The sequence below is a fragment of the Isobaculum melis genome (assembly GCF_900111355.1).
GTDB lineage: Bacteria > Bacillota > Bacilli > Lactobacillales > Carnobacteriaceae > Isobaculum > Isobaculum melis.
Genome location: NZ_FOHA01000002.1, coordinates 69,616 through 82,783 on the forward strand (window position 1 = coordinate 69,616; position 13,168 = coordinate 82,783).

The 13,168-nt window shown below is 35.7% G+C and carries 14 protein-coding genes; 1 reads left to right on the forward strand and 13 read right to left on the reverse strand.

From position 1 onward, the window contains the following. Positions 1 to 56 precede the first annotated feature (56 nt). Positions 57 to 725, reverse strand: a complete 669-nt coding sequence (locus BMW29_RS02100) for a DUF5105 domain-containing protein (protein WP_177165646.1) — start codon at positions 723 to 725, stop codon at positions 57 to 59. 191 nt (positions 726 to 916) lie between these two features. Between BMW29_RS02100 and BMW29_RS02105 the strand changes: the two genes are divergently transcribed. Then, entirely contained in the window at positions 917 to 1,258 is a 342-nt protein-coding gene (locus tag BMW29_RS02105; protein ID WP_092649816.1) for an iron chaperone, read from the forward strand. A 467-nt stretch (positions 1,259 to 1,725) separates the two neighbouring features. Here the strand turns inward: BMW29_RS02105 and BMW29_RS02110 are convergent, their stop codons facing one another. The 12 genes from BMW29_RS02110 to rpoN all read right to left on the reverse strand — a co-directional run bounded on the left by BMW29_RS02110 (position 1,726) and on the right by rpoN (position 13,153). Then, positions 1,726 to 2,133, reverse strand: a complete 408-nt coding sequence (locus BMW29_RS02110; protein WP_092649819.1) for a hypothetical protein — start codon at positions 2,131 to 2,133, stop codon at positions 1,726 to 1,728. Positions 2,134 to 2,146: 13 nt separating this feature from the next. Further along, positions 2,147 to 2,575 carry an EndoU domain-containing protein gene (locus tag BMW29_RS02115; RefSeq protein WP_342706537.1) on the reverse strand — a complete coding sequence of 143 codons (429 nt, stop codon included), beginning with the start codon at positions 2,573 to 2,575 and terminating at the stop codon, positions 2,147 to 2,149. Continuing rightward, a complete protein-coding gene (locus BMW29_RS02120) occupies positions 2,575 to 3,594 on the reverse strand; it encodes a hypothetical protein (protein ID WP_092649824.1) in 1,020 nt (339 codons plus the stop codon). The genes BMW29_RS02115 and BMW29_RS02120 overlap by 1 nt, the downstream gene beginning before the upstream one ends. Before the next feature lie 21 nt (positions 3,595 to 3,615). Beyond that, entirely contained in the window at positions 3,616 to 3,822 is a 207-nt protein-coding gene (locus BMW29_RS02125; RefSeq protein ID WP_092649826.1) for a hypothetical protein, read from the reverse strand. Then, positions 3,823 to 4,113, reverse strand: a complete 291-nt coding sequence (locus BMW29_RS02130) for a hypothetical protein (protein ID WP_092649828.1) — start codon at positions 4,111 to 4,113, stop codon at positions 3,823 to 3,825. Positions 4,114 to 4,324: 211 nt separating this feature from the next. Then, positions 4,325 to 5,623 carry a phosphopyruvate hydratase gene (gene eno / locus BMW29_RS02135; RefSeq protein ID WP_092649830.1) on the reverse strand — a complete coding sequence of 433 codons (1,299 nt, stop codon included), beginning with the start codon at positions 5,621 to 5,623 and terminating at the stop codon, positions 4,325 to 4,327. A gap of 106 nt (positions 5,624 to 5,729) precedes the next feature. Further along, positions 5,730 to 7,259, reverse strand: coding sequence for a 2,3-bisphosphoglycerate-independent phosphoglycerate mutase (gene gpmI / locus BMW29_RS02140; protein WP_092649832.1), 1,530 nt, complete (start codon positions 7,257 to 7,259; stop codon positions 5,730 to 5,732). Next, positions 7,259 to 8,014 carry a triose-phosphate isomerase gene (gene tpiA / locus BMW29_RS02145; RefSeq protein WP_092649834.1) on the reverse strand — a complete coding sequence of 252 codons (756 nt, stop codon included), beginning with the start codon at positions 8,012 to 8,014 and terminating at the stop codon, positions 7,259 to 7,261. Before tpiA ends, gpmI begins: the two co-directional genes overlap by 1 nt. Before the next feature lie 43 nt (positions 8,015 to 8,057). Then, positions 8,058 to 9,245 carry a phosphoglycerate kinase gene (locus BMW29_RS02150; RefSeq protein ID WP_092649836.1) on the reverse strand — a complete coding sequence of 396 codons (1,188 nt, stop codon included), beginning with the start codon at positions 9,243 to 9,245 and terminating at the stop codon, positions 8,058 to 8,060. Between the two features lie 123 nt (positions 9,246 to 9,368). Continuing rightward, positions 9,369 to 10,373 carry a type I glyceraldehyde-3-phosphate dehydrogenase gene (gene gap, locus BMW29_RS02155; RefSeq protein WP_092649838.1) on the reverse strand — a complete coding sequence of 335 codons (1,005 nt, stop codon included), beginning with the start codon at positions 10,371 to 10,373 and terminating at the stop codon, positions 9,369 to 9,371. Between the two features lie 42 nt (positions 10,374 to 10,415). After that, positions 10,416 to 11,453, reverse strand: a complete 1,038-nt coding sequence (locus BMW29_RS02160; RefSeq protein WP_092649840.1) for a sugar-binding transcriptional regulator — start codon at positions 11,451 to 11,453, stop codon at positions 10,416 to 10,418. 359 nt (positions 11,454 to 11,812) lie between these two features. Then, the gene (gene rpoN, locus BMW29_RS02165) at positions 11,813 to 13,153 is read right to left on the reverse strand and encodes an RNA polymerase factor sigma-54 (RefSeq protein WP_092649842.1); all 1,341 of its coding nucleotides are present in this window, start codon (positions 13,151 to 13,153) and stop codon (positions 11,813 to 11,815) included. Positions 13,154 to 13,168 lie beyond the last annotated feature (15 nt).

Below are 13,168 nucleotides of genomic sequence, written 5' to 3' on the forward strand. Positions count from 1 at the left end.
TTAAATAAAAAAGAAGAGAATTGCTAGATTGCCAATCTCTTCCTTACTAAATCATTTTAATCTTCTAAACTAATATCAGCAAAATCTTCCACACCTAATAATGTCGCAATAAAAATCACACTAATTTCCTTCATTGCAGCGTCATCAACTGTCCATTTATTCTGTTCCTTTTCCAAGGTTAATGAAACAATTACAGGTTCATCTGTTGCTTCTGCATTTTCAATTGCAGTAGTGAAAGACTTTAACATCATTTCCAATGCTTCAGCTTGATCAAGATCTGGATGCTTCATTGCTTGTTTTTGGAGATCAGCGCCATATGCCTTTAAGACAGCCGTAAAATCAAGTCCTGTTACTGCAACTTCTAGTTCAACCGAATCTTTATCTTTGCTCACTTCTTTAATTTTATAACTGGCTTTTTCTTTGACACTTCCCATAAAGCTCTCAAAAAGTTGATCTGTATCCTCATCTGTTAGTCCCATGTTACCAGCTGCTGAAGTTAAAAAACCTTCTGTAAAGGCATCTTTAATATCATTTGCTTGTTTTTCAAGTTCTTTTGCATTTGAAAAAGTCGTTTTGAATGCTTTACTCTCTTTATCATAAACAAAGCGATCAATTAATAAACTTCCTGCTTTCTCTGCTGAAACACTTTTATTTCCACAGCCAGCAATCACTAATATGACTAATAATAAACTGGTCATTAAAGCCATCATTTTTTTCTTGGTCATTATGTAATCCTCCAATATTTTAATTCGCAACATGCTCATCGTAACATAGATAATTTGGAAAAAATAGGCATATTTTTTAGAAATATCTTTTTAAAAAGTAAGCTTTTGAATCGCTACTTTAAGTCTTTATCTGACAAAATTAATGCAGGATAACGTATAATAAAAGCAAAATTCATTTTGGAGGTTTATTGATGACAATCATTGAAGCGTATATTAGGAATGCTCCCCAAGAAAAACAGCAACTATTAACTGAACTCTATCAACTCATTAAAGCAACCGTTCCTGAAGCCAGTGAAAAGATTTCTTATGGCATGCCTACTTTTTATTTAAATGGAAATCTTGTTCATTTTGCAGCAGCTAAGCAGCATCTTGGTTTTTATCCTGCCCCCTCTGCTATTAGACAATTTAGTACTGAATTAACAGCATATAGAACCTCTAAAGGGGCTGTTCAATTTCCTTATGACCAAAAGCTACCAACTGATTTAATTCAACAAATGGTTTTGTTTAGGGTTCAGGAGAATTTAGCAAAATAAATTAATTCAGCTAAAAGCCAGTTCCATTATTTTATCTAATGGAACTGGCTTTTATTTGTCTCCCTTTCTCTTCTATCTCATTGATTTGTTCTTAACAAAACTTGCGTTGTGCAATAGAAAGAACAATCAAAAAATCTAGATATTTGATAATCCAAAGTTTCAACTTTTATATGATGACCTTCTAATTACTCAATAAGCTGCGTAAAAGAAGCATCTATTTACGTAAGATAAAATACATAATTGATTACAACCACATAGCAAAAAATTAAAAATTTATTTAAAAATAATAAACTTACTCAAATATTCTTCTCTGTAACGTAATTCTACTCTTAAATATTTCAAATTTTTCAGCATTTAATATTTTTCCAAGCACTTTATTTATTATTTTATCGTTGATAAATTTTACTGTCGTTATAATTTATTACGATAATATTTTTCTCTATTTCATCAATTATTAGAGCGCCTTTTTATTTGTTTTGTTGTAGAAATGCTTCTAAAATTATCCTTACAGGTAAACTTGCATTTTTTAGTAAGTTTTCTGCTTTATCCATTATTCTCTTATCAGATATAATCAATTTTTTATAAGGTTCTTTATTGAATGAACGCAATGAATCTATAGCATATTCGGCTACTTCGTCATTTTCATCAAGTAATTCTAATAATAAATTAAATCCATTCATACCTGTGTCTTCCTCAACAGAATAAGCTAATCTAATTTTGTATTTATCGTCTTTCATTTTTATAGTATTCATTATTTTTTTCCAATCACTATCAGTGAAGTTTTCTAATAATTCCTCAGCATAAATGCACCCATCATCATACCAAGAATCTTCTGAGCTATCTTCTGATAGCATTTGATCTAATTTATCAAACATAATTCAACACTCCTTATTTACTAAATCCTACTGGTGGAGGACCATTAACGGTTCCCGTAGGATAAGCACTAATTATTTCGTTTCCTCGCTTAATGACATCAATTTCTACACCATCGATAATACTTCTATGCCAAGTAGCTCCATCAATGCTTCTTACATTTATAGGGGTACTGTTGCCAATACTTTTTGAACTTTCAAGTATCTTACTCTCACTCCATCCCTCTGGAAATACTGTACTGGTTTTAATTTTAGATAACTTCCCATCAGGAAATTGAGTTGTATATTTCAATTTTTTTGTTCCATCAGTATTTAATATTATATCTTCTACAGCGTAATTTGGATGGTTATTACTAATCCCTGGAGAATGCCCACCAATAATTTTATTTTTGTTTGGATTTGTTCTCTGCCCCCAAAGAATTTTCTCTTCTATTTCTGGCGTTATTACCGAATCAGCCCACTGATTTTCTTAGTTTTAGAAGACTTATTCAATTTATTCATTGACCAAGCCAAATATGCTTGAATGCCCAACACACCTATTAAATATTCAGGACCTTTATGTTCATAAATATCTGATGTATCTTGTGCAATCCCTTCAATAATAATAAATGGATTATGATAAATCATTTTTAAGCCATTTACTGTACCATCCACTGTCTGAGTAGAAAAAGGATGTGGATGATAACCAAATCTTTTAGCAAGTATCACATCTGTTACAGAACCTGTTAGATTAACGGCCGATTCTGCTGTACTCGTTACAGTTTTGGTAACCCATTCCGAGGCACCGTCTAACGCTTTGATTGGTGCGCTTTTGACTTTTTTAGATACGTAAGCTTTTTTCTCATCGCGTGAACCATATTTATCTTGTAGCTTTCTTGCCTGACTTGCAAAATCATCATCTGTATCTTCATAAGGTATTACATGATTTTCATGAATGGCTTTCATACCGTCAACAATTTCATTTAATTTCTTCTGATAACTTGGCATACAACTCGTTTTAATCTCATCCATTTGCCTGGCATTATAACGTTCTTTTTCTGCCTCGTCTTTGTCTAGTGTAATCAATCCACCCCAGTCTATTTCAAATTTATCAATGGTCAATGATTTTATATTCAGATTATGCTTATCTTCCAGTGTGAACAAATTCCAATACATATCGTTTCGACTGACTCTCGTCATACCGTGTAGTTGAAGCGGCTGGATGTGACGATTCATTTCTTCTTTATATTGAGAAAACAAGTTGAATAAATCCGTGACTTCTTCTTGTTGCTTATTTATTTGTCTTACAAGAAGTGCTTTCTCTGCTTCAAGTGCAATAATCCCTTTTCCTGAATTATGCGTTGAAATATTATGTTGAATACTTTCTATACTATATTTGTCTAATTCTAAGCTATCTTTATATTGATACAACTTCGTACAGATATCATCAATGATACCATAGTTGATTTGTATATCTCGTTTCATAGTTGCTACCTCTCTGCCGACTTATTTAAAATAATAGGATCTTAAATCTTCTTGAAAATTACGACAAATGACTAAATAATCGTTCAAATAGATTTCCATTTGCTCACGTTGTACCACATTATCAAAATCCATATCTGATACTTCTTTCGAGACAGAAATCATTGCATCATCAATCATACCGCACCATTTACCTACCATGCTTGTACAGAAATCATAAGTATGTCCCATTTATGTCATCTCCTCTGCCATTGTCTCATCAGCGCTTATAAAAGTTTCTTTTAAATCGCTGATATGTTGTTCATATTGTTTCATCTTTTTAATCAGGTCTTCTGCTGTTGTATCTTCCATAAATGCTAGTAAAGTATCTGCTTGAGATGCAAAATCACTATTAAAAGAAGACATATCCGACCGAACTTCTTGAATAAATTTTTTTCCATATGTAGAAAAGTTATTGATCGTTCGTTCTAGTTGCTTTAAATCAGCATTCATTTCATCGATATTTACTTTGATTGGTTCCATGCTGTTCTTCCTCTAGGTTGTTTTTCGTTAAATAAATGACTCTATTCCTATATTTCTTATTTAGAAAACACTAAAATCAGTATTTACTTTTAAAGTATATAGGATAAATCACAGGTAATAAAGCACAATTTTAATAATAGGTTAACAAAAAAAGGCTCCATTCTGTTTGAATTAAACAGAATGGAGCCTTTCACCTATTACTTAAAATGATTTATTTTTTTAAGTTGTAGAAAGATTTCAAACCTTTGTAGACAGCTGTATCGCCTAGTTGGTCTTCAATTCTTAATAATTGGTTGTATTTAGCAATACGGTCTGTACGGCTTAATGAACCAGTTTTGATTTGGCCAGCGTTTGTTGCAACAGAGATATCAGAAATAGTTGAATCTTCTGTTTCACCTGAACGGTGAGAAACAACAGCAGTGTAGCCAGCTTCTTTAGCCATTTCGATAGCTTCAAATGTTTCAGTTAAAGTACCAATTTGGTTCACTTTGATTAGGATTGAGTTACTTACACCCATATCAATTCCTTTAGACAAAATCTCAGTGTTTGTTACGAATAAATCGTCACCAACTAATTGAACTTTAGAACCTAAACGGTCAGTTAATTCTTTCCAACCATCCCAGTCATTTTCATCCATACCATCTTCAATTGAGAGGATTGGGTATTTGTTTACTAATTCTTCTAAATAGTCAACTTGTTGAGATGAAGTACGTTTAGCGCCGCCTTCGCCTTCAAATTTAGCATAGTCGTAGATTCCGTCTTCAAAGAATTCAGAAGCAGCACAGTCAAAACCTAAGAATACATCTTTACCTGGCTCTAAACCAGCAGCTTTGATTGCTTCTAAAATTGTTTCAACGCCATCTTCAGTTCCTTCAAAACGAGGAGCGAAGCCACCTTCATCACCTACTGAAGTTTCAAGACCACGAGATTTTAAGATTTTAGCTAAGTTATGGAATACTTCAGTACCCCAACGTAAAGCTTCTTTGAAAGTTGGCGCGCCAACTGGTAAAATCATGAATTCTTGGAAAGCAATCGGTGCATCAGAGTGAGAGCCACCATTAACAATATTCATCATTGGTGTTGGTAATACTTTTGTATTAAATCCACCTAAATAGTGATATAAAGGAACTTCTAAGAAATCTGCTGCTGCACGAGCAACTGCGATAGAAACACCAAGAATAGCGTTTGCACCTAATTTACCTTTGTTAGGTGTTCCGTCTAATTCGATCATTGCTTTATCAATTGCCATTTGTTCAGTTACATCATAACCAATGATTTCTTGAGCAATAATGTTGTTTACATTGTCAACTGCTTTAAGAACGCCTTTACCCATGTAACGAGATTTGTCGCCGTCACGTAATTCTACTGCTTCGTGTTCACCAGTAGATGCTCCTGATGGAACCATTCCGCGACCAAAAGCACCGCTTTCTGTGTAAACTTCAACTTCAATTGTTGGGTTACCTCTTGAATCCAGTACTTCGCGTGCATAAATATCTGTAATAATTGACATTTGTTTTTCTCTCCTTTGAGTTCTTTTTATGATGAAGGATGTAATCCCTATCTACTATTTTAGTGAACTTTCACTGAAGTTGCAATGAAAGTCTGTTTTTTTTTGCTTATTTTTTTATTAAGCTTTCCCCAGTCATTTCTGCTGGTTTCGCAACGCCTAATAAATCAAGCATTGTTGGTGCTACATCAGCTAAGCGTCCGCCTTCGCGCAATGTGACACCTTGTTTTGTGACAATCACTGGGACTGGCACAGTTGTATGCGCAGTATGCGGATTGCCTTCTGGTGTTGTCATGGTTTCAGAGTTTCCGTGATCCGCAAAGATAATCGCTGAACCACCTTTTGCTAAAATGGCATCCACTACACGTCCTAAGTTTTCATCTACCGCTTCAATCGCCTTGATTGTTGGCTCAACCATACCTGAGTGTCCAACCATATCAGGGTTTGCAAAGTTTAAGATAATCGCATCATGTTTGTCTGCTTCAATATCTGCTACTAAAGCATCCGTCACTTCATAAGCGCTCATTTCAGGTTGTAAATCGTAGGTTTCAACTTTTGGTGAGTTGATTAAAATACGGCTTTCTCCTGGGAACTCTTCGTTACGACCACCATTCATAAAGAAGGTAACATGTGGATATTTCTCTGTTTCTGCAATACGTAATTGTGCAAGCCCTTCATTTGAAAGCACTTCTCCAATTACATTTTTCATTTCGATTGGTGCAAAAGCAACTTCTGCTTCAATGCTTGGATTGTAAAGTGTCATTGTGACAAATTTTACATTTTCAGCACGAGCACCGCGGTCAAAGAATGTCCATTCTTTATCTGTGAAAGCATTTGATAATTGAATGGCACGGTCCGGACGGAAGTTGAAGAAGATGACTGCATCATTGTCTTCAATTTTCCCAACAGGTTTGCCATCGTTACCAATGACTGCAGGTACAACGAATTCATCCATTTTGCTTGCTGCATATGAATCTTCAATCACTGCTTCTGCTGAATCGAACATTTTACCAGTTCCGTGTGCAATTGCGTTATAGGCTTGTTCTACACGTTCCCAACGTTTGTCGCGATCCATTGCATAGAAACGACCTGAAACAGTTGCAATTTCGCCATAGCTTAAGTCATTCATTGCTTTTTGTAATGTCTCGATATAACCTTTAGCTGAATCAGGTGCAACGTCACGGCCATCTAAGAAAGCATGAACATAAACATTCTTTACACCTTTTGCTTTTGCTGTTTCGATTAATGAAATCAAATGCTTGATATGACTATGCACACCACCATCAGATAATAAACCAAACAAATGCAAGCTTGAGTTATTTTCTTTTGTATGATGAAACGCATTGTTGATGGCTTCATTCTCTTGGAATTCACCGTCAGTAATGGCTTTATCAATACGCGTTAAACTTTGGTAAACGATACGGCCAGCACCAATGTTGGTATGACCTACTTCAGAATTACCCATTTGACCTTCTGGAAGACCTACATCTAAGCCAGCAGCTTTTAGCTGACCATGTGGGAATTCTGCCCAATAACGGTCAAAATTTGGTTTATTTGCTAATGCAACAGCATTCCCTACAGTTTCGTCACGTAAACCGAAACCATCAAGAATGATGATTGCTACTGGAGATTTACTCATTATTTCACACCTTCTAATAAGGCTAAGAATGAAGCAGGCTCTAAGCTTGCGCCTCCAACTAATGCACCATCAACATTTTCTTTAGCCATGTATTCTGCAATGTTTTCTGGTTTAACAGAACCACCATATTGAATACGTACACGATCAGAAACTTCTTTACCGTATAATTTTGCAACCGTATTACGAACAACACCACAGATTTCATCTGCAATTGTAGCATCTGCAGATTTACCAGTACCAATTGCCCAAATTGGTTCATATGCAATGACCATTGAAGCAACTTGTTCATTTGATAAACCAACAAGTCCTGCAGTAATTTGATTTTCAATCCATTCAGCAGTTTGTCCTGCTTCATAAGTTTCTAATGTTTCACCACAACAGAAAATTGGTGTCATACCATTTGCAAAAATAGCATGTGCTTTTTTATTAATGTCAGCATCTGATTCATGGAAATATTCACGACGCTCTGAGTGACCAATAATCACATATTGTACGCCTAAATCAGCTAAAGCTGCTGGTGAAGTTTCACCTGTGAAGGCACCTGCATTTTCTGAGTAGCAGTTTTGAGCTGCAATTTTTAATTCTGTTCCTTTTGAACTTGCCATTAATTCTTGTAAGAATAATGCTGGTGACCCAATAACTGAATCTACTTGAGTATTTGAAGGAATGTTATTTTTAACTGCTTCTGCAAAAGCTTTTGCTTCACTCGCAGTTTTATTCATTTTCCAGTTTCCTGCAATAATTGGTTTACGCATAATTAATTTGCTCCTCTAAATTCATATTTTAACTACATTGGCATTATGCTTGATCTGAAATCGAAGCCACACCAGGTAATACTTTGCCTTCTAGATATTCTAGTGAAGCACCGCCACCTGTTGAGATATGAGTGAATTTGTCAGCAAACCCTAATTGCATTGCTGCTGCTGCTGAATCGCCTCCACCAATAATTGTTGTTGCATCTTTTAAGTTCGCAATCGCTTCACATACACCAATTGTACCTTTAGCAAAGTTGCTCATTTCAAAGACACCCATTGGGCCATTCCAAATCACTGTTTTGGCACCTTGTAATTCTTTTGTAAATAATTCAACAGTTGCTGGACCTACATCAAGGCTCATCATATCTGCTGGAATTGTTGTATGGATTTCAGTTGGTAAGTCATTGCTGAATTCTTTCACACAAACTGAATCAACAGGTAAAATTAATTTGCCGTTTGCTTTTTCTAATAAAGATTTAGCTAAATCAATTTTGTCTGTTTCAACTAATGAACTACCAATTTCTCTTCCTTGTGCTGCGAAGAATGTATAAGTCATTCCACCACCAACAAGAACTTTATCTGCAACTTTTAATAAGTTTTCAATGACACCAATTTTATCAGATACTTTAGCGCCACCTAAGATAGCAACTAATGGGCGTTCTGGATTTTCTACAACGCCACCGATAAATTTGATTTCTTTTTCCATTAGGAAGCCTGCTGCTGATTCAATATTTGTTGCCACCCCAACGTTTGAAGCATGGGCACGGTGAGCTGTTCCAAATGCATCATTAACAAATACATCGCCAAGTGAAGCCCAGTATTTGCCTAATTCAGAATCATTACCACTTTCTTTTTTGCCATCAATATCTTCAAAACGAGTGTTTTCAAATACAACTACATCGCCATCTTTCATTGCTGCAATGGCATCTTCTAATTCTTTACCACGAGTTACTGGTACAAAAGTTACTGGTTTGCCAAGTAATTCACTTAAACGTTCAGCAACTGGACGTAAAGATTTGCCCGCTTTGTCTTCTTCTGTTTTCACTTTACCTAAGTGAGAGAAAAGAATCACTTTACCATTTTGTGAGGTAATATATTCAATAGTAGGTAATGCTGCAACAATACGATTGTCGTTTGTAATCACGCCGTCTTTCATTGGCACGTTAAAGTCAGCACGTACTAATACTTTTTTATGATTTAATACTAAATCTGTTACGCTTTTTTTAGCCATGTTATTTGTCTCCTCTTCGTTTGTGATTCCTAAATGGTTTGCTTTTAAAAACAAAGATAGGCAAGGAGGCGCGATGCCTCCCCGCCTATACTAAACTATCTAGACTCTTTTAGAAATTAAGAATTAACCTAATTTTGCAAAGTATTCTAAAGTACGGATTAATTGTGCAGTGTATGACATTTCGTTATCATACCAAGCAACAGTTTTCACTAATTGTTTGTCGCCAACTGTCATTACTTTAGTTTGAGTTTCGTCAAATAATGAACCGAAAGTCATACCAACGATATCTGAAGAAACGATTGCATCAGTATTGTAACCGAATGATTCGTTTGCAGCAGCTTTCATTGCAGCATTTACTTCTTCAACAGTAACTGTTTTATCTAAAATAGTTACTAATTCAGTTAATGAACCAGTTGCAACAGGAACACGTTGAGCAGCTCCGTCTAATTTACCTTGTAATGAAGGTAATACTAAACCGATTGCTTTAGCAGCACCAGTTGTGTTAGGAACGATGTTTTCTGCAGCAGCACGTGCACGACGGAAATCTCCACCTGGGTGAGGACCATCAAGAGTCATTTGGTCACCTGTGTAAGCATGGATTGTAGTCATAAGACCTTCAATAACACCAAATTTTTCTTCTAATACTTGTGCCATTGGAGCTAGACAGTTAGTTGTACATGAAGCACCTGAGATAACTGTTTCAGAACCATCTAAAATATCATGGTTTACATTGTAAACGACTGTTTTCATGTCACCTGATGCAGGAGCAGAGATAACAACACGTTTAGCGCCAGCTTTTAAGTGTAATTCAGCTTTTTCTTGAGTTGTAAAGAAACCAGTACATTCAAGAACGATATCTACACCTAGTTCGCCCCATGGTAATTCTTCTGGGTTACGGTTAGCTAAAACTTTAACTTCTTTACCGTTTACGTTGAAAGAACCTTCATGAACTTCAACAGTACCATCAAAACGTCCTTGTGTTGTATCATATTTTAACAAGTGTGCTAACATTTTAGCATCTGTTAAATCATTGATTGCTACTACTTCAATACCCTCTACTGCTTGAATACGACGGAAAGCTAAACGTCCAATACGTCCAAAACCGTTAATACCTACTTTAACTGTCATTACAAATTTCCTCCTTTAGGAATCTTGAAAAGTATATTTATTTCAAAAGGTTTCCCCTTTTAAAATCTCGTTTGCTGCTCCTTCATCCGTGATTAGCCACGTTTGTTTGGGAGCATTTTTCATATAGGACTCAATGGCTTTAGCTTTAGAATGTCCACCAGCAACTGCTAGCACACATGGAGTCTTTGCTAAATCCTTTAATTGCAAGCCAATGCGTGGTATTTTATAAACCACTTCGCCTTGTTCATTAAAGAAGTAACCAAATGCTTCGCCAACTGCTTCTTTCTCTTTTAGTAAAGAAAGAACCTCTGCAGACATATTTCTACGCTCTGCCATATGGGTTGCGACGCCTATACTGTGTAAAACTGCGTTTGACTGCTCTACCATTTCTAAAATATCTCGAACGGCAGGCTCCTGTAGTAAGCTTGCATAGGTTTCCATGCTCACATGCTCTGGCACATATAACACACGATGCTCGCCATGAGTATGCTGCGCCATTTTTGCACAAATGGCATTGGCTTGAATCTCAATGGATTCTCCTATTCCACCTCTTGCAGGGACAAATATGAGTTTTCTTTCTTCTGATAAAGTGGGTGTTAACATTTCTGCTAAATGAGCCATTGTAGTCCCACCCATTACAGCGATGATATTTTCCCCTTTAGGAAGTAAGAAACTTAATGTTTCTGTTGCACTTCGCCCAAAATCTTCTGAAACCTTTGCAGTGATATCACTATCACCTGATGCAATGGTACAATGCTCAATTTGAAAATGCGCAGCGAGTTGTTTTTCTTTTTCTCGCATACCAAGCAACTGTCCCATCACTTCATCTAGTTCACGATACAATGCTAAACCAGATTTCGTTAGTTCCATGCCAATTTTTGAGGTAGTAAGCAACCCTTGTGCTTTTAGAAAGTCCGCCTCTGTTCGCAAAGTTCGCTCGGTTAAACCAAGTTTCTCTGCCAGTAAGCGTCTTCCAACTGGTCCCATTAAATAGATATTGCGCATGATTCGATATCTACCATGTAATGTTTCAATGAAATCTGGCGCCACTTTTTCAATGATAGACAACATATCTTGCATCGCGCATCCTCATTTCTTTAGTGGGTCTATTTATGACCACGTTAGTCGTTTAACGACCCTTATTGCTTAAAAAAACACGAGACAACTGGCAACAAGCAGTATAAAATATACATTAATGTTGTGATGTCTCTGTGACTTCAACCAGCCACATTTATCTTACACAATCATTTTAACAGTTTCAAACTTATCTTTCAACCATAAAGAGTTATATTTTTTAAAGTCATTCATTCCATCTAATAAATAGCTTCATTATTTCATTCTTTGTGTATTTACGAACAAACGAATGCTTCTTTCATTAAAGAAAAAGATGCAAAACCAACGAATGATTTAGCATCTTTTTTCACAAACTTTTATTTTTATTAAAATCGTTTACGCTTGGTCGAAGAAGGAATATTTAGCGCATCACGGTATTTAGCAATCGTTCTTCTCGAAACTTCAATCCCTTCCTCTGCGAGCATCTCCACTATTTTTTGATCTGATAAAGGTTTCGCTTTATCTTCATTTTTAACAAAATCAGTCAACTTACGTTTCACATCTGCTCCTGAAGCATCTTCTCCAGACTCATTATTAGAGGACACCAAAGCACTAGTAAAGAAAGTTTTTAATTCAAAAATACCAAAGCTCGTTTCTAAATATTTGCCATTCACTGACCTACTGACGGTTGATTCATGAATCAATAATTCTTCAGCAATTTCTTTTAAGGTAAGTGGTTTGATTGGATGATTTGGTTTCAAAAAGAAATCTTTTTGGGCAGAGACAATTGCTGTTCCAACCTTAACAATGGTTTCTCCACGCTGTGCCACGCTGCGTTTTAACCACTCATATTCGCTAAATTTTTCTTTCATAAATTTCTGAACATCTTTTTCTTTGAATTGTTGCATCTCTTGATAGTAGTCATTTTGAAAATGGAGCACTGGCAAGCCTGTTTTAGCAGACAATACCTTTAACTTGTTCTCTTCAACTCTCACGACAATATCTGGTTTAATATATTGTTCTGGCATTCCTTCATAGATGGCTCCTGGGGCTGGTGTTAGGGTTTGAACGAAATCCCAGACCTCTTGTATTTCTGATAAGGTGATATCAAAGTCTTTTGCAATCTTTTTCCATTTTTTCTCAGCAAACTCTTCAAAACGCTCTTCTAGAATTAAATAGGCCATATTGGGTGCAAGGTCATCTCGTTCAACCTGTAGCATCAAACATTCTCTTAAATCTCGTGCACCCACCCCTGCTGGATCTAATTGTTGTAATAAAGTTAAGGCATCTAGCAACTGAATTTCTGTTGCATTCGTAATTGCTCCTGCTTCCTCTAAGGTAATATTTAAATAACCATTCTTATCAATATATTCTAATAAAAAAAGCATCAGTTCTCTTAAGTAAGTTTCACGCATCATATGAACTTGCTCTAATAAATATTCAAATAGTGAAATTTTATTATCTGGCACTTGATTCATATAATTATTTTCTTGATCATCATCCCTTGAAATCGAAGAGGGTTTACTTCTATACAAATCCAAATCAGCAGTATCATCTCGATCAACACTTACTTCAATTAAAGGATTTTCTAAGGCGCGCTGCTCTAGAAAGCTCGTCAATTCTTCAACATTGAATTGTAGCATTTGAATAGATTGCTGCAATTGTTGTGTCATCGCTAATTTTTGAACTTGCTTTTGTTGTTGTGTAAATCGTTGTTCAAAATTCATCTGATTTCCCCTTTT

Excerpts from the sequence above, each read along its gene's own strand:
- BMW29_RS02100 (WP_177165646.1), bottom strand. The coding sequence starts at position 725 with ATGACCAAGAAAAAAATGATGGCTTTAATGACCAGTTTATTATTAGTC.
- BMW29_RS02125 (WP_092649826.1), bottom strand. The coding sequence starts at position 3,822 with ATGGGACATACTTATGATTTCTGTACAAGCATGGTAGGTAAATGGTGC.
- gap (WP_092649838.1), bottom strand. The coding sequence starts at position 10,373 with ATGACAGTTAAAGTAGGTATTAACGGTTTTGGACGTATTGGACGTTTA.
- BMW29_RS02130 (WP_092649828.1), bottom strand. The coding sequence starts at position 4,113 with ATGGAACCAATCAAAGTAAATATCGATGAAATGAATGCTGATTTAAAG.
- BMW29_RS02120 (WP_092649824.1), bottom strand. The coding sequence starts at position 3,594 with ATGAAACGAGATATACAAATCAACTATGGTATCATTGATGATATCTGT.
- rpoN (WP_092649842.1), bottom strand. The coding sequence starts at position 13,153 with ATGAATTTTGAACAACGATTTACACAACAACAAAAGCAAGTTCAAAAA.
- BMW29_RS02160 (WP_092649840.1), bottom strand. The coding sequence starts at position 11,453 with ATGCAAGATATGTTGTCTATCATTGAAAAAGTGGCGCCAGATTTCATT.
- eno (WP_092649830.1), bottom strand. The coding sequence starts at position 5,623 with ATGTCAATTATTACAGATATTTATGCACGCGAAGTACTGGATTCAAGA.
- BMW29_RS02105 (WP_092649816.1), top strand. The coding sequence starts at position 917 with ATGACAATCATTGAAGCGTATATTAGGAATGCTCCCCAAGAAAAACAG.
- BMW29_RS02150 (WP_092649836.1), bottom strand. The coding sequence starts at position 9,245 with ATGGCTAAAAAAAGCGTAACAGATTTAGTATTAAATCATAAAAAAGTA.
- tpiA (WP_092649834.1), bottom strand. The coding sequence starts at position 8,014 with ATGCGTAAACCAATTATTGCAGGAAACTGGAAAATGAATAAAACTGCG.
- gpmI (WP_092649832.1), bottom strand. The coding sequence starts at position 7,259 with ATGAGTAAATCTCCAGTAGCAATCATCATTCTTGATGGTTTCGGTTTA.
- BMW29_RS02110 (WP_092649819.1), bottom strand. The coding sequence starts at position 2,133 with ATGTTTGATAAATTAGATCAAATGCTATCAGAAGATAGCTCAGAAGAT.